The organism is Pseudoalteromonas sp. CF6-2 (assembly GCF_021729425.1).
Taxonomy (GTDB): domain Bacteria; phylum Pseudomonadota; class Gammaproteobacteria; order Enterobacterales; family Alteromonadaceae; genus Pseudoalteromonas; species Pseudoalteromonas arabiensis.
Map to the genome: position 1 here is coordinate 698,294 of NZ_CP091443.1, position 19,510 is coordinate 717,803.

19 protein-coding genes are annotated in these 19,510 nt (G+C 40.9%); 12 read left to right on the forward strand and 7 right to left on the reverse strand.

Annotated features, from left to right (window positions below; translation table 11 throughout):
- The first annotated feature begins 263 nt into the window (after window positions 1-263).
- Together L3Q70_RS19790 and L3Q70_RS19795 are read left to right on the forward strand one after the other, a co-directional pair.
- Window positions 264-2,225, forward strand: coding sequence for a serine/threonine-protein kinase (locus L3Q70_RS19790; protein WP_062567667.1), 1,962 nt, complete (start codon window positions 264-266; stop codon window positions 2,223-2,225).
- Window positions 2,226-2,354: 129 nt separating this feature from the next.
- On the forward strand, window positions 2,355-2,705 hold the full coding sequence (locus L3Q70_RS19795; protein ID WP_237115431.1) for a PEGA domain-containing protein: 351 nt from the start codon (window positions 2,355-2,357) through the stop codon (window positions 2,703-2,705).
- Window positions 2,706-2,764: 59 nt separating this feature from the next.
- Here L3Q70_RS19795 and L3Q70_RS19800 read toward each other — a convergent pair whose 3' ends face one another.
- Window positions 2,765-3,124: a DUF1294 domain-containing protein gene (locus L3Q70_RS19800; protein ID WP_237115432.1), complete on the reverse strand. Its 360-nt coding sequence runs from the start codon at window positions 3,122-3,124 to the stop codon at window positions 2,765-2,767.
- A 49-nt stretch (window positions 3,125-3,173) separates the two neighbouring features.
- Here L3Q70_RS19800 and L3Q70_RS19805 point away from each other — a divergent pair, with 49 nt between their 5' ends.
- The gene (locus L3Q70_RS19805; protein WP_062567669.1) at window positions 3,174-3,698 is read left to right on the forward strand and encodes a hypothetical protein; all 525 of its coding nucleotides are present in this window, start codon (window positions 3,174-3,176) and stop codon (window positions 3,696-3,698) included.
- Between the two features lie 55 nt (window positions 3,699-3,753).
- On the opposite strand, the gene L3Q70_RS19810 is transcribed toward L3Q70_RS19805, so the two are convergent.
- Entirely contained in the window at window positions 3,754-4,296 is a 543-nt protein-coding gene (locus L3Q70_RS19810) for a carboxymuconolactone decarboxylase family protein (RefSeq protein WP_237115433.1), read from the reverse strand.
- Window positions 4,297-4,397: 101 nt separating this feature from the next.
- Here L3Q70_RS19810 and L3Q70_RS19815 point away from each other — a divergent pair, with 101 nt between their 5' ends.
- Window positions 4,398-4,979 (forward strand): TetR/AcrR family transcriptional regulator, encoded by a 582-nt coding sequence (locus L3Q70_RS19815; protein ID WP_237115434.1) that lies wholly within the window; start codon window positions 4,398-4,400, stop codon window positions 4,977-4,979.
- A 41-nt stretch (window positions 4,980-5,020) separates the two neighbouring features.
- On the opposite strand, the gene L3Q70_RS19820 is transcribed toward L3Q70_RS19815, so the two are convergent.
- The 3 genes from L3Q70_RS19820 to L3Q70_RS20400 form a co-directional block, all read right to left on the reverse strand.
- Window positions 5,021-6,520 (reverse strand): DUF3360 family protein, encoded by a 1,500-nt coding sequence (locus tag L3Q70_RS19820; RefSeq protein ID WP_130151820.1) that lies wholly within the window; start codon window positions 6,518-6,520, stop codon window positions 5,021-5,023.
- Between the two features lie 251 nt (window positions 6,521-6,771).
- Entirely contained in the window at window positions 6,772-6,954 is a 183-nt protein-coding gene (locus L3Q70_RS19825; RefSeq protein WP_237115435.1) for a hypothetical protein, read from the reverse strand.
- Between the two features lie 27 nt (window positions 6,955-6,981).
- Window positions 6,982-9,105: a methyl-accepting chemotaxis protein gene (locus tag L3Q70_RS20400; protein ID WP_062567673.1), complete on the reverse strand. Its 2,124-nt coding sequence runs from the start codon at window positions 9,103-9,105 to the stop codon at window positions 6,982-6,984.
- A 274-nt stretch (window positions 9,106-9,379) separates the two neighbouring features.
- Between L3Q70_RS20400 and L3Q70_RS19840 the strand changes: the two genes are divergently transcribed.
- The gene (locus L3Q70_RS19840) at window positions 9,380-11,113 is read left to right on the forward strand and encodes a GMC family oxidoreductase (RefSeq protein ID WP_237115436.1); all 1,734 of its coding nucleotides are present in this window, start codon (window positions 9,380-9,382) and stop codon (window positions 11,111-11,113) included.
- A gap of 27 nt (window positions 11,114-11,140) precedes the next feature.
- On the opposite strand, the gene L3Q70_RS19845 is transcribed toward L3Q70_RS19840, so the two are convergent.
- On the reverse strand, window positions 11,141-11,569 hold the full coding sequence (locus tag L3Q70_RS19845) for an organic hydroperoxide resistance protein (protein ID WP_237115437.1): 429 nt from the start codon (window positions 11,567-11,569) through the stop codon (window positions 11,141-11,143).
- Between the two features lie 123 nt (window positions 11,570-11,692).
- Between L3Q70_RS19845 and L3Q70_RS19850 the strand changes: the two genes are divergently transcribed.
- From L3Q70_RS19850 to L3Q70_RS19880, 7 genes are all read left to right on the forward strand, one after another.
- Complete coding sequence (locus tag L3Q70_RS19850) at window positions 11,693-12,124, forward strand: MarR family transcriptional regulator (protein WP_237115438.1); 432 nt, start codon at window positions 11,693-11,695, stop codon at window positions 12,122-12,124.
- A 93-nt stretch (window positions 12,125-12,217) separates the two neighbouring features.
- Window positions 12,218-13,231, forward strand: a complete 1,014-nt coding sequence (locus L3Q70_RS19855) for a zinc-binding alcohol dehydrogenase family protein (protein ID WP_237115439.1) — start codon at window positions 12,218-12,220, stop codon at window positions 13,229-13,231.
- A 552-nt stretch (window positions 13,232-13,783) separates the two neighbouring features.
- A complete protein-coding gene (locus tag L3Q70_RS19860) occupies window positions 13,784-14,014 on the forward strand; it encodes a helix-turn-helix domain-containing protein (RefSeq protein ID WP_062567678.1) in 231 nt (76 codons plus the stop codon).
- Window positions 14,015-14,062: 48 nt separating this feature from the next.
- Window positions 14,063-15,406 carry an N-succinylarginine dihydrolase gene (astB, locus tag L3Q70_RS19865; RefSeq protein ID WP_237115440.1) on the forward strand — a complete coding sequence of 448 codons (1,344 nt, stop codon included), beginning with the start codon at window positions 14,063-14,065 and terminating at the stop codon, window positions 15,404-15,406.
- A 3-nt stretch (window positions 15,407-15,409) separates the two neighbouring features.
- On the forward strand, window positions 15,410-15,919 hold the full coding sequence (locus L3Q70_RS19870; RefSeq protein WP_062567680.1) for a GNAT family N-acetyltransferase: 510 nt from the start codon (window positions 15,410-15,412) through the stop codon (window positions 15,917-15,919).
- Window positions 15,920-16,013: 94 nt separating this feature from the next.
- A complete protein-coding gene (locus L3Q70_RS19875; RefSeq protein WP_062567681.1) occupies window positions 16,014-17,702 on the forward strand; it encodes a methyl-accepting chemotaxis protein in 1,689 nt (562 codons plus the stop codon).
- Window positions 17,703-17,810: 108 nt separating this feature from the next.
- Window positions 17,811-18,809, forward strand: a complete 999-nt coding sequence (locus L3Q70_RS19880; RefSeq protein ID WP_062567682.1) for a DUF4382 domain-containing protein — start codon at window positions 17,811-17,813, stop codon at window positions 18,807-18,809.
- A 35-nt stretch (window positions 18,810-18,844) separates the two neighbouring features.
- Here L3Q70_RS19880 and L3Q70_RS19885 read toward each other — a convergent pair whose 3' ends face one another.
- The gene (locus tag L3Q70_RS19885) at window positions 18,845-19,456 is read right to left on the reverse strand and encodes a MarC family protein (RefSeq protein ID WP_062567683.1); all 612 of its coding nucleotides are present in this window, start codon (window positions 19,454-19,456) and stop codon (window positions 18,845-18,847) included.
- Window positions 19,457-19,510 lie beyond the last annotated feature (54 nt).

Here is a 19,510-nt window from a genome sequence, read left to right on the forward strand (position 1 = left end):
TTGTTAGTCCCATAAATCTAAACATTCTAATAGAATAAAATACTTCGTTAACCAAAGTCAACGCTGTCTAATATACAAAAAACCAATTTAATTATTTCATAAAACTAAACAATAGGCGTTCTATCTAATAAAAATAACTCAAAAATAGTTAAACAACATAGTTCCTTGTTTATTTATACTAGCTGAATGATTGCTTATTATTTTGTTTTTTGTAAAATACACACCAATCAAACAGGAATGTTGATTTCAAAAAAGGAATTTAAATGACGACCGATAACGATAAAACACGCATTGCTTCAATTGAAACTAAAGGCAAAAGCCACAATTCAAATAAACTTCATCTTATTGGTAAGAAGTTAGCCCAGCGATACCTAATTGAAGAGTTAATAGGCGAAGGCGGTATGGGCCACATATATCGTGCCCGCGACATTCACCTAGAAACAAGCACCCATCAAGATAACTTTGTAGCAATTAAAGTTTTACATGAGGAGCTGTGTGATTCTGAGGAAGCCATTTCGCTTCTAAAAGATGAAACAGTCAAAACTCGTTCTTTATCTCATCCAAATATTGTAAAAGTATTCTCTGCATCTTCAGATGAATCGCATCACTTTGTTGTTATGGAGTGGGTTGAAGGTGAAACATTAGAACAGCTTATAAAAAGAAATAAACCTAATGGCCTCACTCAAAAGCGTGCCAAACCTATTCTAAAACAGCTTATTGATGCATTGTCATACGCACATGCAAAAGGGATCATTCACAATGATCTTAAACCGTCTAACGTCATGTTTGATTCTCAAGGCAATCTAAAAATTTTAGATTTTGGTATTGCAAAAACACATAGCCATGAAGATCTATATGCAGCACCTAGCCTAAATGATGACAAACCAACCAGTACTGGTTATACCCCGACCTATGCAAGTCCTGCACAGCTAAATGGTAAAGAAGCTACCAAGAAAGACGATATTTTCTCTTTGGGCTGTATTGCGTACGAACTTTTAACCAGCAAACATCCTTATAACAGAAAAGCCGCTAACACGGTTAGCAAAGACACCACGGTTAAAAAACCAAGCAACTGCTCAGTCTTTCTCTGGTCAAAATTAAAAAGATGCTTACAGCTTGATGAAGCTAAAAGAGCTGAAGCTTTAACTGAACTTAATAATGAGCTAACTAACAGCAGAGTTCCTTTACTTGCGCATGTTGCATGTTATTTCATTATTATTGCGGGTAGCTTTTTCTACATCAACTCGGTTCAAGAGCAGCAAACAACATTGGATGCTAATTTCAAGAACTCAGTTGCTAAAGTTGAACAGCTAGAAGCATGGATGACTTGGGGCGGCGATGAGTTGCCTCAACGATTAGATGAAATACCTCCACAATATAATGTTTTAAAAGAAGGTCTTTTAAAAGTTCATCAAAACAAAATAGTTGGTAGGTTTGAGCAACGAGTCGACAACTTAGCTCGCACGTCACTTAATACAAAAGACTATGACAAAGCGATAGACATTTATAATGAGGCACGGGTGTATTACCCAGATTCACAATTATTAGCTAGCAAGCTTGATAGCCTACTAACAGAAAGACAGTCTATTATCTCAGATTTAAGCTACCGCTTAGATGTGCTGCTTGCCCAAGCTAGATATGATGAAGGTGGCGAAAACAGTATTGAAAACTTGATGAAGCAGCTTTCAATTATTGACCAAAGTTACCAGTATAAGCCAAGCGAAGAGTACGAGAATGTTTATAAATTAGCGGTAATGGATGCGATTGAAAACGATGACTTCGCAATGCAAAAAACACTGTTAAATGTTGGTGAGCTCGCATTTAAAAATGCTGACAATCTTCAACCTCTGCTGATTGCACTTAGGAAGAAAGAGTCAGCAATGACTGCACTTATTAGCTACAACAATAAAGTAAGCAACGGTCAATCAGCAAGTTACCCTTCTGAAGATGCGCTTATTTTTTATCATGAAAAACTAGAAGGCTTCAAAACTCGTTTAGCTGAAATAGAAGACTATAAAGAGCTAATGGAGTTCGATGAAGCATTTTCTAAACAAGCTGAGATTTTCCCAGACACATTTGAGCCTATTTTATTAATTAAAGATGAAATTGCGAGCAAGTATATTTCTATGGCAAGTCAACTAATGAAGCGCAAAATGTATAGAACCGCGGAAAAATTAGTCGAACGAAGTGAAGTAATAAGAAAAAGTTTAGAAAATACAATTTAGTGCTATTTATAAATTAGCCAAACGTCAAGGAAGACTCAATTTGCACATCTCACGTGCTGGTTTTCCTTGTTGTTACATTTAATTTTAGTCTATGCAGTCAACGTCAATACAACAGAATATGGAGTAGTTATGAAAAAGTTAAGTACGTTATGTGTCATGTTATTTTTAACAGGTTGTTCGACAACCTCTACCGAAGTTGCTCCTAAACCCGAGCCTGTAGTAGAGCCAGCGGCGACAGCCATTGTAGCAGAAGAGACAGCAACCTCTTTAACTGTTATCACAACACCTGACGATGCGCGTGTGCGTATTATGAATATTAAGCCTGTTTACCAAGACGGTATTGAGCTTGATGAAGGTAAATATGATATTGAGGTAAGCAAACCTGGCTTCTTAACTTATCGTAAATGGGTCGAAGTAAATAAAAAGACTGTATTAACTGTTGAGCTTGATAGCGTCCCAGCAACTGAATCAGCACAATAACGTATCGTTACTTTTTAACAACCACAAAGGAAAGCTTAGCTTTCCTTTTTTATGCTCCACTACATATATTGCAAATAACACAACAATGATAAAGCACATCCATTTGCAATAATTGTAAGCCAAAGCACAAAGATAAAACGGCGCTTTTTAGATTTATGCCTTAACCATTGCTGAGCAACTAATGAGCCTGGCCAACCGCCGAAAACACCTAAAATATGTAAGGTACGTTCAGGGACTCTAATCACATTCTCACCATGTTCAGCTGCTAAACGTTTATCCCAGCCATACACCAAAAAGGTTATCAGACTTACTACCGAGTAAATACCAGCAATCAAGTAAGATAGATTTAGCTGCCAAGATGCAACCCATAAAAATAGTAAAAAACAAACAGCAAAAAATGTTAGAGCTTTCTTAATCAAAGAATTATCACCTATACTAGACAAAATTATAACTAAACGAGGCATTATTATGGCACATCTAAAATCGCTTTTACTATCAATGTGCTTGTGTACTTTTTCGGTATTGTCGGCAGAGCCGCAGCTATCAGAACATTTGCAAGTTTTTAAACCTTATTTAGGCACATGGCAAGCTGACTTTGATGTTGCACAAGGTAAGCCAGCTGTTCAGGATGTAAGTACTTGGCAACGCGCACTCAACGGCATGGCAATAAAAACCATTCATTCAATAAATGAAGGTGAATATGGCGGCGAGTCGATGATTTTTTGGGATAATAACAAGCAGTCTCTGGTATTTTATTATTTCACGACCGCAGGGTTTTACACAAAAGGAACGATGAACGTCCTCAGTCCTACTCAATTTGTTGCTTACGAGAATGTGACTGGCAGTCAAGAAGGTATCACGAAAGTAAAATCGACCAGTGAGTATAAAGATAACAGCTTTATTGTTTCAACGTCATACTTAAAGAAAGGGCAATGGACAAAACCTGAAAAGCGTATCTATACCCGAAGTAATAAAGAGGTGAAGTTTAAATAATCACTCAGTTTGAGCACGGTCTAAGCGAGTAAACCTAAACCGTGCTCAGTAAACGCTATTTTGCAAACTTTTTAAAAGGTTCATCAATCTCAGTGTTAGCAAGATGATTAGTATAGTTACTCATCACTTTTTGCGATAAGCCTAATACAATTTCTAATAACTGCTGATTCGAATAACCTGCATCAAAAAAAGCGTCTAGTTGCTGTTTATCAATAACCCCTCGATTCCGCGTCATCGCTAATGTAGTACCACGAAGGATCTCGAGCTTAGCACTCGCTAAAGGGGTTTTATTAACAAGCGCATCCACAATTGCTTGATCAACTTTCATACTTGCCGCTATTGCACTATGTGCTGGCACACAATAGTGACAATCATGTTCTACATTAATCGTCTGCCATACAACCGTTAGTTCCTCAGCCGTGAATGATGTTTTTTGGAATAGCTCATGCAACACTTGATATCCCTCAAGTAATGTTGGTGCTTCAGCCATTACAGCATGCAAGTTAGGGATCATCCCAAACGCAGACACTGAATTATCTAGAAGTGATTTTGCCGCTTCTGGAGCCGTATCTTTAGTATGTAACGTAAAGTTTGACATGTGTTCTCCTAAGTCTTTTTTAAGTGATGGATGCATAGCCTAGTTGTTTTTGAGCACTCGCTCAAGTTAAAATTGAACAAGTGCTCAAATTGGTGTTAAAAATGGTAAATAAAGTTAAGTTCGACCGAGAAAAGGTAATAAAAAAGGCGGGGATTCTATTTTGGCAAAAAGGCTTTTCGGCCACCTCAACGCGGGATTTACAAACGACCGTTGATATGCGCCCTGGGAGTATTTATGCCGCCTTTGGCTCAAAAGAAGGTCTATATAGTGAAGCGCTTAAAAACTACGCTGAACAACTTAAGACATTACTCGCCACACACTTATCAAGTAGTGCTAGCATACTTGAAGGGTTGCACTCTTTTGTTCAAGCTGTATTGGAAGATTCAGAACCCGGTTGTGAAATATGTATGTTAATTAAAGCGAATGCTGAATTTGACTACTCACAGCCACTACTGAAAAACTTAACGAATGATCTACTGCAACAGTTTGAATGTTACCTAACAGATATTTTTGACACTGCACAAAAACAAAATGAACTAGCAACTAACCATGCACCGCTAGAATATGCGCGTTTGTTTCAAATCCAATTTACAGGTCTAAGAAGCTACATGCATAGGTCCCAATCAAACACTATAAGCAATGAGCTAGTAGAGATGATGTTTAAACTAATTAAAGATTTTTAACTAAGCAAGTTAGGGCAAGACACTCAGCTTGCCCTTAAAAATTAATGTCTAAAGTCAGCCATTAACGCTGGAATACCAGGTAGCATACCCACAATAGCCATCACACCAGTTAAAATAACGAACATCACCAGTGGAATAATCCAACGGCTCATTGGGGTTAACTCAGAGCTACGTTCTTTACAGCCAATCAAACCCAAGTTATCTAATAACATAGTCAGTGACCAACCAAACGCAGGATTCACTAAGGCAGAAGAAAACACCACAATTGCTGCTGACTGGGTAGTTTTGCCTTCTCGCGTCATTTCCATACCTGCTTCAAGTAATGGAATAAACACCCCGACAATCAGTGCCACACATAATACCGGTTGCCAAATGGCTAAATCCATTGGGTAGCCCCAAATACCTGCAATGATACAAAATAAAGCCGTCAACACCGCACCGGCTGGTATCGGTCGCTTCGCGATGGCTGCTGGCACAATGTAAGTTCCCCATGACGAGGTAAAGTTTGAACCACCTAACAACGAACCAAAGGTCTGACGAATTGAGGCGCTAAACATTGTATCATCTATGTTCATTTGAACCTTTTCAGTGCGCTCAGGGTAACTAATTTTTTGAAACACTTGATGCCCCAAAAAGTCAGGAGACCACATCGCAACCGCAAGCACCGCGAATGGCAATACCACTACAAAGCTCTCAAGTGTTGGTAAGCCAAGCATCCAGCCGGTGTTTTCACCCCACCAATACATCGGGTTCATATTAGGCAATCCAGGAGCTGTTTTAAACTCAAACGGCGCGCCCAGTAAAAAGGCGATTAAACCACCCAACAAACAACTTAACGGTACGGCTAACCAACGCTTTTTGTAATGCTCAAGCAGTGCATACAAAACAATAGTCGATAAGATCACAATAAAGGCAATGTGAGTCATATCGATGCCCTCAGCCCATGCAAACAGCTTTTTAACCTGTGAAATTGTACCGATAAAGCCAAGGTAAAGCAGTAATCCCCCACACACACCACGGCTTGTTAAGCCCGCCAGTAAACTGCCTCCTTTACTGAGTGCGAGCAATAAACCAAATGCCCCGATCAGTAATCCAAACGCCATAGGATGACCACCCGCAGCAACCACTATAGGTATTAAAGGGATCAGCGGCCCATGCGTACCAGCCAAGTTTGCTGTAGGTAAAAAGAATCCTGAAAACAATAAGATAAATATAGAAACAATTAATAGCTCATAACGAACATTTTCTAAAATAAATGCTTCGCCAAGGCCAAGCGGGGCTGCAAATGTGGCAGCAATTGCACCCACCATCACCACTTTACCAATCGTGCCTGCCATCGCGGGGATTGAATCTTCTAACTCAAAACGATAATCCCGAAAGGGTAAGTTTGGTCGCCAACGCTTAGGTTGCATGATTTGCAGTTCATTCTCGAGGTATTCATCGCGGCTTGAAAATTCGCTGCTAGGTTTGTGGAGTGCTTTATAGCTTTGCTGGTCTAGCTCAGCAGGCGCAGTTGATGCTTGATGCTGCGTCTTATTCATGACTTCTCCTACTACTTAATCTTGAAAATTGTGTGAGTCTTTATTCTGCATTTAGGGTAAAGCAGCGAGGTACAAAACACGATTAAGCAAAAGGTAGGGTATGAATTTGTAAAAAAGGCAGTTTTAAAATATAGAACATTAAGAAAGAAAAGTTAAACTCATGAAATCAAAAAACTTTTTAATATCTAGTTTATAAAAAGGCAGGCAAACAATAAGTAACTGCTTACTTTTTAAGCATATTAACTATTAGTCTAATAAATTGTATGAATAGCAAACAAGATAGATAACAGTCGAGAAATGGGGTGCAAGATACGAACATCTAGCAGCGATTTCACATCGCGTTTGTCCCATATTTCACTCATTGCATCTTGTTGTTGTTCACTTATGACGCGGTATAAAACCGCTGCTACATGCAGGCGTAAGACAAGTTTCACGCCTGCATTTAATACCTAATTTAACACCTATTTGGTTTTCAACTTATTCAATTCATCATCTTGCTGTGCAACGAGTGCATTAAGCGTTTGACTACCATCTCCAGCTTGTGTTGATAGCTCGGCTAATTGCGATGCGGCATCTGAAATTAAGGTAAGATTACGATTTATCTCTTCCGTAACTGAGCTTTGCTCTTCTGCTGCCGTTGCTATATGGGTAATTTGTTGTGTAATTTCATCAACTTTTACCACAACTTCATGCAGCGCATCAAAAGCGACCGAGGTTTCATCCACCGCAGTTTGAGCTCTCACAACCCCTTGCTCAATAACTTTAGAGGCATTGCCCACTTCAAGCTGCAAGCTGTCGATAAGACCACTGATATCATCCGTTGAAGCGCGTGTTTTAGACGCAAGCGCCCTCACTTCATCGGCAACCACAGCAAAACCACGGCCTTGCTCCCCTGCCCTTGCCGCTTCAATTGCTGCATTAAGCGCAAGCAAGTTAGTTTGCTCTGCAATTGTTCTGATCACGTCTAGAATTTGTGTAATATCGTTACTTCGCGCCGCTACTTTCTCAACGGCTTGATTAGCTTCTTTTATCTCGCTCGACATTGTTTTAACTTGTGTCACCGCAGACGATAAGCTTGACTCACTGCTGACCACTAACCCGTTAATTTCATCAGCTTGTTGAGCTGACTGCTCTGAAGCTCTCGCTACTTCCAGTGCAGTCGCACTCATCTCATTCATTGCAGTTACTACGCTCTCAATTTCTTGGAACTGAGCTTGAACATTGTGTTTGGTATCAACGGCAACACTGGTGGCAAGCTCTGCCTGTTGCTTTGTTTGAGTTGATACGTTTTTTAGCTCGCTAATCAGTGTTCGTAGTTTGGCAAGAAACGCATTAAAACCTGTAGCCAAAGCAATAAGCTCTTCGTGGGTCTCAACATGCAAAGTCTGCGTTAAGTCACCTTCAGCACTGGCAAGATTATCGACCCGTTGCTGAATTTGTTGCAATGGTGCAACAATCGTTCGTATTACCAGCAGCATAATCAAAAATGCGGCACCAGCAATGATTAGTCCTGTAACCAGTATTAAACCGCCTAACGTATTTGCATTTTCACTCATCGTATTAGCAAGAGCTTGCGGACCTTCAAGAGCAAGCTCTGCCGGCACCTCTATTAATAAATTCCACTGTGTGTTTGCAAGCTTAATGGTGATTGGATAATTAACTAAATACTCTGCGCCCACCTTAAAAATACCACTTTGCTTTTTTAACTTATTGTAGTTTTCAAGCATATTTTTTGGCACCGCTTCTTTAAGAGGTCTGCCAAGTTTATCTTTGTAATGACTACTGCCAACGACTAAATCAAGCGAGCTTAATAAAGTAACCCGGGCTTTGCCGTTATAAAGCTCTTTTGACAACTTTTCTGTCATTTTTTGGAAAACAGGAAGGGTTAAATCAACACCTGCAACGCCTATAAACTTTTCACCTCTAAGAATTGGAACTGTCAGAGAGGTCATCATTTCTGAATACCCAGGCGAAATTTCATAAAGATACGGCTCCATAATGCAAGGGACTTTCGTGTCTTTCACACACAGGTACCATTCAGCTTCTCGTTGACCAAATTCATTGAGTGTGTCTACGTATTTTTCTTTAACATCTTCAACAACTTGCTGTTCAATAGTACCATCACGATTACGGGTAAAATAAATTTCAAGCGTCCCCGCCCCTGCAACTGAGTGATCATAACCGCTGATAAAATTTGCATCGCGGTTATCAAACCCATTGCGCTCAAATTGAGTATAAATAGACGACAGTAAGGTGTTTTTTTCAAGCAATGAGCGGTTTAACTCCACAACAGCTTCACGCGTTAGCGTACTCGCGGCTTTTTCATCACCCAACATCGCAGCATAAGAGTATGGCACACGATACGCTTCATTAATAAACCCAGCAACTTGCTCACCATAGGCTGCTGCATTAGAGGCAAGTTTATCTTCAACCTCAGCAACAATCAGCTTTTCAGATTGCGCAGATAGCTGTTGGTTACTGCTTGATAACTGCCACCATAAAACACTCGATAGAACAAACACAGTAATAAAAATACTGCCAACGGTAAGCCATAATAATTTCTTTGCTAATGCTAACTGCCGCATTGATTTTTCCCATTTTTATTGTTGGTTTGCTAATAGTTTAGACCATTTGCATGACAACAGAGAGACGAATAGAAAAAAAGTGTGAATTTAAGGCTCATAACCCCATCTAAACGAATTAACTGTAACTGCTTTGCTATGTTGGCTGCCAACACTCCTTATTACAATTAATCAGCTGTATTTAGGTGGTTATTTAACTTTTTCAAATTACGTTCTATCTTTATCCTGAAATCTTTTTAAATAAGCTCATAATAATAAACACCTACAGGTGACAATAATGCAGCAACACACATTTGATTTTGATCAAATTATCATAGGCTCTGGATTTGGCGGTTCTGTCAGTGCGCTACGTCTAAACGAGAAAGGTAACCGAGTTTTAGTACTCGAAAAAGGCCTGCGCCGCGAAGATAAAGCGTTTCCAAAGACCAACCTAGATATAAAAAATTATATGTGGCAGCCTGAAATTGGTCTAAGAGGCTGCATTCAACTTTCACTTACCAGCAAAGTGACTGTGCTGCATGGCGTAGGTGTCGGCGGTGGCTCACAAATTTATGCTAATGTGCACCTTATTCCTGATGATGAGGTCTTTCAATCTCCAGCGTGGACGCGGATAAAGCCAGACTGGAAAGAAAGCCTAATGCCCTACTATGGTCTTGCACAGCGAATGCTAGGCAGCGCCAAAAATACCTACACTAATGTTGCGGATGACACGCTTAAAGATATTGCTAAGCAGATGGGTCAAGGTGACTCATTCAAAACCGTGAACACTGGGGTGCTTTTTGCAAAACCTGGCGAAGCCTATAACAAAGAGCTACCAGACCCTTACTTTAATGGCGATGGTCCAAGGCGAAATACCTGTCATTACTGTGGTAGCTGTATGACAGGTTGTCGCCATAATGCCAAAAATACCCTCATGAAAAACTACCTGTATTTTGCCGAGCGCAATGGCGTAGAGATAAGAGCTAGCTCTGAAGTAATAAAAATCACCCCGCTCAATGCAGATGGCAGCGCCGGATACAAAATTAAGATTAAAGATACCAGCCATCGCAATAGCCATATTTATACGCTAACAACACGAGGCGTTGTGCTAAGTGCTGGGGTGATGGGCACTGTTCCTTTGCTTTTAAAAATGCGCGATAAAGATAAAACACTACCCAACATTTCGCCATGGCTTGGTCAGCAAATTCGCACTAATTCTGAAACACTTACCACAGTGAACAACACCACTAAAAAAGTTGATGACGGTGTTGCGATCAGCTCATTTATTTCGGCCGATAAAGACACCAACATCGAAATTTGTCGGTTTCGAGAAGGTGCTGATGGCACGTGGCTTTATTTACCTTACGTTCCCATGGTGACAGGAAAAGGCCTCAAGCGTATTGCTAAGTTTTTAGTTAATACACTTCGCCATCCAATAAAAACGGCCAAAGTATTACGCTCAAAAGGCAAAGCCCGCAGCTCAATTGTATTTTTAGTGATGCAAAAATCAGAGGCGTTTATTCACCTTGAATGGCGACGTAAATGGTATCGCTTATTTAAAAACGGCATTACTGCCGTGCAAAAAGAAAATGACACGCCGCTTAGCGTTAGCTTTCCAAAAGCAGAAGAAGCAACCAAACTTTACGCCGAAAAACTCGGTGGTGTACCAGGTTCAGCCTTAACTGAAGTGCTCTTTGGTGTCCCGATGACGGCGCATATAATGAGTGGCGTTGCCATGGGTACTGATGCTTCTAACGGCGTCGTTGATAGCTCTGGTGAAGTCTTTGGGTATCAAAACCTACGTGTTATCGACGGCTCAATCATACCAGGTAATTTAGGGGTAAACCCATCATTAACCATTACCGCATTGTCTGAGTACGCGATGAGCCAAATACCCGTATTCGATGAAACAAGAGCAAGTAAGATTAAGCCAATAGAATTTAGTAAACCACGTGAAGGCCTAGTATCAGCGCTTACTGGTTCAGGTGATTTAGCAAAATCGATTGCTGAAAAACAAAAAAGCCGTGCATAAAGCACGGCCTATTTTGATAAATAGCAATTAGATCACTGAGAGTTCTACAGCAATGTTACCACGCGTTGCGTTTGAGTATGGGCATACTTCGTGCGCTTTATTAACAAGTGTAAGAGCGGTGTCTTTATCAAGATCACCCACCGATACCGCAAGCTTAACAGCAATACCAAAACCACCCTCGATAGGACCAATTGATACTTCAGAGTTAATGTGAGTATCTGCTGGTAATTTAATTTTTGCTTGGCCAGCCACTAATTTTAATGCGCCGATGAAACACGCTGCGTAACCTGCTGCAAATAACTGCTCAGGGTTAGTACCTTGACCATCATCACCACCTAGCCCTTTTGGTGTTGATAGTGCCACATCTAAACGACCATCATCTGATTTTGCTGTGCCTTCACGACCACCTGTTGCTGTTGCTTTAGCTGTGTATGCGATGCTTTGTAGTTCTTTCATGATTACTCTCCTAATTGAGTGAAAATATATTTTGCATGCAAAATATATTAGATCAGCTTTTTCGGGATTGCAAATACTTTGTGTGCAAATTAAAATACTCGTATTGAATTTTGAGGATCGAGTATGAAATACCCACAACTAAAATTAGATAACCAGCTATGCCACCGCTTATATATGGCATCGAATGGGATTGCCCGTGCGTATCGAGATTCTCTCAATCAATTAGATTTAACCTACCCGCAGTACGTAGTAATGATGGCGCTGTGGGAAAAAGATCAGATCAGCATTGCTGAATTACTTGAAAAAACTGCTATTGATGGCGGTGCGATGACGCAAATTTTGAAAAAAATGAGCGATAAAGCATTGTTATCGATCACCAAAGATAGCCAAGATAAACGCAAACGACTCGTGCAGCTCGAAGCCAAAGGCAAGGCGATGCAAGATCAAGCTGCCAATATACCGTCGCAAATTCGTTGTCGCTTCCCAAGCGTGAGCGAACCACAAGCGTTGCAACTGATTGAGTTACTCGATTTAGTAAATAGTGACCTTAATTAACAAAAATTATTTGAAAGTGAATTTGGATTACACCGCTTTTTAATAAAACTAGATGCGCTATAGTGTTCAAAACTCATCAATACGGACACCATCATGAAAGCATTTGGATACACTACAGCAACCCCAACGTTATCAGACTCTTCATTACAAGCGATTGAATTACCTGATCCTGTTGCCACAGGTCACGACATTCTTGTAGCCGTAGAAGCAATTTCAGTAAACCCTGTTGATACTAAAATTCGCGCTAACGTGTCACCAGATTGTGGCTACAAGGTTATTGGCTGGGATGCCGTGGGGACGGTTAAAGCTGTTGGCGACAAAGTTTCGTTATTTAATGTCGGTGACCGTGTGTTTTATGCTGGCGACTTAACGCGCCAAGGTAGCAATGCTGAGCTGCAACTTGTTGATGAGCGCATTGTCGGTCTTGCACCAACAAGCCTTAGTAATAGTGAAGCAGCCGCCCTGCCATTAACCAGTATTACAGCGTGGGAGTTACTGTTTGACCGCTTACAGATTGAAAAGTGTAAGAATAATAAGCCAGCTTCAGTATTAGTGATAGGTGCCGCCGGTGGCGTGGGCTCAATTTTAGTGCAACTTGCCAAACAGCTTACCAATTTAACCGTTGTTGGTACCGCCGCTCGAGAAGAAAGCGCCAACTGGCTTAAAGATTTAGGCGTTGATCATGTGCTTGATCATAGCAAAAACCTTAATCAGCAACGCCTTGCAGCCGACCTGAATGAATTTGATTACGTAGTGAGCTTAACGCACACCGACCAACACCTTGATAGCATTATGGAAGTGATCAAACCACAAGGTAAATTAGCACTGATCGACGACCCTGCAAGCTTTGATATTTTAAAGTTAAAGCGTAAAAGTATTTCCCTGCATTGGGAGTTTATGTATACCCGCTCAATGTTCCAAACCGATGATATGATTGCCCAGCATCAGCTTCTTTCAGAGCTCGCGACCCTAGTGGATAACGGTACAATCAAAACAACATTGGGTGAGCATTTAGGTAAGATAAACGTAGCAAACCTTATTAAAGCCCATGGGATATTAGAGTCTCACAAGGCTCGTGGAAAGCTTGTATTAGAAGGGTTTGAGTAACAAGCATGTAGGTGGCGCAAGCATCTAGCGGCGATTTCACATCGCGTTTTGCCCTCGTTTCTTCCCTACCGCACCCAGGACGACCTCTAGGCGTCACGCTTGCTTGGCGCGCGAAACAAGTTTCACGCCTACGTCCAGGGGTTTTACCTTTGTGTGGTAGTTAATAATTCATGACTAAAGTCATTCCTAGGAGGCGCGAGTATGTAGCAGCGATTTCACATCGCGTTTTATTCTCATTCATTAACGATAACAGGATAGGTCTTTCATACACGCATCATTAAAGTGCACAGAATAAAACTTATTTCCCTATTTTAGTGCTTGGAAAAATTACTTATAACAACAAAAATCACAACATATTGATTTAAAACAAATTTAAATCATAAAACAGTTTGGCACAGATCTTCCAATAGTGAATATGAACAGGCACTAACAAGGAGACTAACGTGACTCACTTCTTTCACACTCTTTATCTACTTTGGCGATTAGACATCAGCACATGGCATATTCATGAGGCTCACGATCCGCATAATGTTGCTGATTTGGAGCGTCGCTATGTTAAATAATGATCCGACTTTTATCGAAGCATTACAAAAGGTTTCTGTACATCAACTTACAATCACCGAGGCAGCAGAACAATACGACATCCCTAAAAGAGCTATTTACAAAGCAGTAAGGCAGCAACAGACCAAGCTAAACAAGCAAAAGGCATATTTAATTGCCACTCAGAAGCGTCTTAAGCAAAACCTACGTAATGTAGAAATGGAGTTAGCTAGCTTCAGCTAAATAACTTCTGTATGGTTAAAATACACGCACAACAATGACGGATTAAGTATGCACGCAGTAGAAGTAAACTTTGATGGCTTAGTGGGGCCTACCCATAATTACGCGGGATTATCGTATGGCAATGTTGCTTCGCTAAGTCACGCCTCTTCGCATTCAAACCCAAAAGAGGCAGTGCTACAAGGCCTTGAAAAAATGAAGGCGATGCACGAATTAGGGCTAGAACAAGGTATTTTTGCACCTCATGCTCGCCCCGACATTAACGTGCTAAAACGCTTAGGTTTTACAGGCACTGATAGCCAAATTATTGAAAAAGCATTTAAAGCCGACCCAGTTTTGCTACGTGCTTGCTACAGTGCATCGGCCATGTGGACAGCCAATGCTGGCACTATCTCGCCTTCAGTCGATACCCTTGATGGCAAAGTGCATTTTACAGCTGCAAACTTAAATAATAAGTTTCATCGTTCGTTAGAGCCAGTAACAACATCTGCGTTGTTAAAAGCCATGTTTAACGATGAGCGTTACTTTAGCCATCACCCACACTTGCCTGATCAGGGCTTTTTTGGTGATGAAGGTGCTGCAAACCATAATCGATTATGCGACAGCCATGCAGATACAGGGCTTGAGATTTTTGTGTATGGGGCCAGTAGCTTTAATAGCGCCCTACCAAAACCCGTTAAATTTCCTGCAAGACAGTCACTTGAAGCATCACAAGCCATTGCCCGCTTACATCAACTAAAGCCTGAAAATCAGTTATTTATTCAACAAAACCCTGATGTGATAGACCAAGGCGTGTTTCATAACGACGTGATTGCAGTAGCCAATGGCAATGTACTTTTATGCCATGAACAAGCCTTTTTGAATCAGCCTGAAACGCTAAAACAAATTAAACACGCCTACCTTGGTAACAAGCCGCTGCATATTATTGAAGTGCCGACCAATAAAGTAAGCATTACAGATGCCGTAGGTAGCTATTTATTTAATAGTCAATTAATTACCTTAAGTGATAACAGCATGATGCTGGTTGCACCTAAAGAGTGTGAGCGCAATCAAGCCGTTCACGATTACATTCAAGAAATGATTGTGGCAAATAACCCAGTTCAACAAGTGCGCTTTTTTGACTTGCGCCAAAGTATGCAAAATGGCGGTGGCCCTGCTTGTTTGCGCCTACGTGTTGCGCTCAATACTGATGAATTGGCAGCAGTCAATCCGGGAGTAAGATTCAGTGAAGAAAAGTATAACCAATTAGTAAGTTGGGCAAATAAGCATTACCGTGACTCTTTAAGTAGTGACGACTTTGCCGATCCATTGCTTTTAACCGAAAGCTATCAGGCACTTGATGAGCTAACCAGCTTACTTAACTTAGGCTCTGTTTATCCATTCCAACAAGAATAAATAATGAAAATTAAAGCAGTACATTCTATTAAAGGTGTGTCTAAATCACTTAACGCATTGCTGATTGATAGCGTCGCCAATGGCGCATCAATTGGCTTTATAGCCCCGTTATCATTACAGTCGGCACATGACTATTGGCAAGCAGTCGATGCCGATTTAGCCACTCCCTATCGTCGTTTATACCTTGCTTTCGATGGTGAAGATGTAATTGGCTCTGTGCAACTTTCTTTATGCGCTAAGGCGAATGGCAGCCATCGAGGTGAGGTTGAAAAGCTGATGGTACATAGTGATTACCAAGGCAAAGGAATTGCAAAAAAACTTATGAATAGCCTTGAAACAGATGCACAGGTGTTAGGTCTAGCTTTGCTTGTTCTAGACACACGACTTGGCGATACTGCATCACATCTATATCGAAAACTAAGCTACATAGAAGCAGGCACAATTCCTGGGTTTGCTAAAAGTTCAACAGGGGAGTTTGATGCGACTGTGTATTTTTACAAACAGGTCGTTTAATTTAGCCAATTCAGGTGAATATAGCCATAAAGTCGACTTATAAAATTTTATAAACCCACTACACTAGTTGTAAGAATTATATAAGGAGAAATTAATGGCGCTATCAATTCAGCAAAGGGTACTGCTTCTTGCCCTTCTTCCACCTTTACTCATTGCGATTATGCTCACTATTTATAACTATGTGCAGTCAAAAAATAGTGGTGCTCAAACAGTGGAAAGCTTCGCTTCACAAATGAAAAATGATCGCAAAGCAGAAGTGAGTAATTACCAAAAAATTGCCATGAGCTCTATCTCTCACTTAGTAGCGCAGGATAACGGTACAAATACTCAACAATTACAGGCTCAGGCTAAAGATATTCTTAGAAACTTACGCTTTGATGACGCAGGCGATACTGGGTATGTGTTTGTGTATGATCTGCAAGGTGTCAGTGTTGCCCATGGTGTAAACGCATCATTAGAAGGCAAAAACTTATATGACTTTAAAGATCCCAATGGGGTTTATTTAATTCGAGAGCTCATTTCATCAGCCAAAGAAGGGGGTGGCTTTGTCGAGTATGCATGGAAAAATACCCAAGGTGTTGTTAGTCCTAAACTTGGCTACGCCGCACTCATCCCAAAATGGAACTGGGTGCTAGGTACCGGATTTTGGATAAGTGGCCTTGAGCAACAAGTTGCCAGCACAGAAACAAGAGTTAATGACGCGATTGATAATGCATTTGTAAATACCATTATCGCCTCTATTCTTGCTGTTGCTGTAACAGCCGCAATTGCCGTTGTAGTATCTCGCAGTATCACAAGTCCTTTACATACAACTGTACTTGCCATGAATGATATATCTCAGGGTGATGGTGACCTCACTCGACGACTCATGGAAAAAAGAACTGATGAGCTTGGCCAGCTTGGGAGTTCATTCAATCGCTTTGCCGATGATGTTGGCAAAATGGTCATCGATATCCGCCAATCATCACAATCAATGAATCACGCCTCACTCAAGCTCAATGAGCTACTTGCTAATATGCATACGGGTATTAATCGTCAACATGAAGAAAGTGAGCAAGTTGCAACCGCTATAAACGAAATGTCAGCGGCGTCAATGGAAGTTGCACGGAGCGCACAAGAAGCATCGACCGCGGCTGAACATGCCGACCATCTGGTAAAACAAGCTAATAATCAGCTTCTTATTGCCATAAAAGTGATCAACGGACTTGCTAAACAAGTCGACGAAGGGGCGAATGCGGTTGACCAGCTCAATCAACAATCAAGTCAAATAGGCAGTGTGCTTGATGTAATCAGAAATATTGCTGAGCAAACAAATCTATTAGCACTCAATGCAGCGATTGAATCAGCACGCGCAGGCGAAGCTGGTCGTGGCTTTGCAGTAGTAGCTGATGAAGTTCGTACGCTCGCAAAACGCACCCAAGACAGTACCCATGAAATTGAAAGCATGATTGAACAAGTTCAGCAAGGTACAACAACGGTTACAAGTATAATGCAGGCAATTAAGAGTGGTAGCGCAACCAGTGTTTCTGAAGCAAGTGAAGTAGAAAAAGCTTTAAATGAAGTGTTGCACTCGGTTAACACGATTACATCACAAAATGCACAGATAGCCACCGCAGCTGAAGAGCAAACATCGGTCTCTGAAGCGATAAACCAAAACATGACAACTATTGTTGAAATTGCAAATAAGACGGCTAGTGATACTGATGTAGCGACCTCTTATATGCACGAGCTTACTGATACAGCTACGCAATTGGAGCAGAACGTTAGCCGTTATAAGGCTTAGGTTAGGTCGCACTTTTCAGCTAAAAAGTTATTTTTCTTAAGTTCAAGTTGCATTAAGTTTAATTCATTACACTTAATGCAACATTTAGAACACAAAAAGGGATCAATCATGAACTTCAAAACAACTTTATTAAGCAGCGCCATTTTATTTGCACTTGTAGGTTGTGGCTCAGATAGCGACGATAACGACACGCCAGATCCAACACCACAAACAGCTCAGTTCACACTAGGTGTATCGGATGCGCCTGTAACAGGTTTAAAAGCGGTTAACGTTGTCTTTGATTCAATCACACTGAGAAGCCAAGGCGGTGAAGAGTTTACATTTGAGACTCGTGAAGACAGTGATGACACACTACCAGAGATGGTTAACTTACTCGATTACACTGGCGATGATGTTTTCTCACTACTTGATGATGAAGAAGTACCCGCTGGCGACTATCAATGGATACGTGCTGATGTAATCAATGGTGACAGCAATAACCTAACGATGACTTCACATGTTGTATATGAAGATGACAGCATCGCGCCACTGGTTGTAAAACGCAAAGGCAACGATGGTGTAGGCGAAATCCAGCTAGATGGTTTTACACTTAACCAAGCTGGTAACGATTTTGTAATGGAATTTGATCTTAAAAAGTCATTGGTTGATCCACAAAATAGTGACGAGATTTTCTTGAAACCTCGTGGCGTACGCTTAGAAAACCTTGCTGAATCTGAAGATATTGAAGGTACAGTAAGCGACGTATTAATCGCTAACTGCGAAACAGATAATATCGATATCGCTCTTGAAGATGGCTCGTTTGGCCATGCTGTTTACCTATACAGCAGTGACGTAGAAGTCCCAATGGATAACTACGAAGTCAATGAAGATGAGACCCCTGCTGATGCCCCGCTTGCAACAGCTGATGTGGTATTCGATAGTGATGACAATCAATTTGAGTTTGAGCTTGCATTCGTACAACCTGGTGATTATCAATTAGCATACACATGTGCAGCACATATTGATGATGCAGAAGCGCAAGACGAGGCTTTCACTCTTTATCAGGTTAAACCTGTAACAGTCACTTCTGGCGACGACTTAGAGGTTTCATTCACTGTATCTGAATAATATCACAGCTTGCAAAATAAGCCCGCTATGCGGGCTTAATTACTTGCTATCCACTTAGCTACACCCAATGCTTCCATTACAAATTCAACAGACAAAGCGGCCAAAATCAACCCCATAATACGTGTTAGAATTGACGCACCGCCAGTGCCTATTAATTTTAAAATGCGACCACTGAGTAATAACAACACAAGCGTTATTAACAACACCCCTAGCATATTTAGAGCCGTTATAACTTGCTCTTTTATGGTGTATATATGGTTATCCGTTATTAAGATAACTGCCAATATTGCTCCAGGTGAAGCCGTTGCTGGGATAGCTAAAGGAAAAACGGAAATATCATGTTGCGGTTCAATATCCCCCTGTGAAGAATCATCAGCAAATATCATTTGCAGGCCAAATAAAAATAAAATGATGCCACCAGCAACCTGAAATGATAACAAGCTAATGCCCATTGCACTCAATAGTAACTGACCAATAACTATGGCGCCTATAAGTACAATGGCTGCATATCCCACCGTTTTAAAGGCTGTTTTGCGCCGCTTTTTAGCAGGTAATTTTGCCGTTAGAGCAGCAAACAGTGCCATCGTGCCTATTGGGTCAATTGTGGCCCAAATAACTAAAAAATCATGCAGTACTTTATCTAACATACACACCTTAACATTTAAAAGCTGTGCTCTTAGATTAGCAATAAAACATGGGGA

Coding starts and splice junctions, on each gene's coding strand:
- L3Q70_RS19790 (WP_062567667.1), top strand. CDS start 264: ATGACGACCGATAACGATAAAACACGCATTGCTTCAATTGAAACTAAA.
- L3Q70_RS19795 (WP_237115431.1), top strand. CDS start 2,355: ATGAAAAAGTTAAGTACGTTATGTGTCATGTTATTTTTAACAGGTTGT.
- L3Q70_RS19805 (WP_062567669.1), top strand. CDS start 3,174: ATGGCACATCTAAAATCGCTTTTACTATCAATGTGCTTGTGTACTTTT.
- L3Q70_RS19810 (WP_237115433.1), bottom strand. CDS start 4,296: ATGTCAAACTTTACGTTACATACTAAAGATACGGCTCCAGAAGCGGCA.
- L3Q70_RS19815 (WP_237115434.1), top strand. CDS start 4,398: ATGGTAAATAAAGTTAAGTTCGACCGAGAAAAGGTAATAAAAAAGGCG.
- L3Q70_RS19820 (WP_130151820.1), bottom strand. CDS start 6,520: ATGAATAAGACGCAGCATCAAGCATCAACTGCGCCTGCTGAGCTAGAC.
- L3Q70_RS20400 (WP_062567673.1), bottom strand. CDS start 9,105: ATGCGGCAGTTAGCATTAGCAAAGAAATTATTATGGCTTACCGTTGGC.
- L3Q70_RS19840 (WP_237115436.1), top strand. CDS start 9,380: ATGCAGCAACACACATTTGATTTTGATCAAATTATCATAGGCTCTGGA.
- L3Q70_RS19845 (WP_237115437.1), bottom strand. CDS start 11,569: ATGAAAGAACTACAAAGCATCGCATACACAGCTAAAGCAACAGCAACA.
- L3Q70_RS19850 (WP_237115438.1), top strand. CDS start 11,693: ATGAAATACCCACAACTAAAATTAGATAACCAGCTATGCCACCGCTTA.
- L3Q70_RS19855 (WP_237115439.1), top strand. CDS start 12,218: ATGAAAGCATTTGGATACACTACAGCAACCCCAACGTTATCAGACTCT.
- L3Q70_RS19860 (WP_062567678.1), top strand. CDS start 13,784: ATGTTAAATAATGATCCGACTTTTATCGAAGCATTACAAAAGGTTTCT.
- astB (WP_237115440.1), top strand. CDS start 14,063: ATGCACGCAGTAGAAGTAAACTTTGATGGCTTAGTGGGGCCTACCCAT.
- L3Q70_RS19870 (WP_062567680.1), top strand. CDS start 15,410: ATGAAAATTAAAGCAGTACATTCTATTAAAGGTGTGTCTAAATCACTT.
- L3Q70_RS19875 (WP_062567681.1), top strand. CDS start 16,014: ATGGCGCTATCAATTCAGCAAAGGGTACTGCTTCTTGCCCTTCTTCCA.
- L3Q70_RS19880 (WP_062567682.1), top strand. CDS start 17,811: ATGAACTTCAAAACAACTTTATTAAGCAGCGCCATTTTATTTGCACTT.
- L3Q70_RS19885 (WP_062567683.1), bottom strand. CDS start 19,456: ATGTTAGATAAAGTACTGCATGATTTTTTAGTTATTTGGGCCACAATT.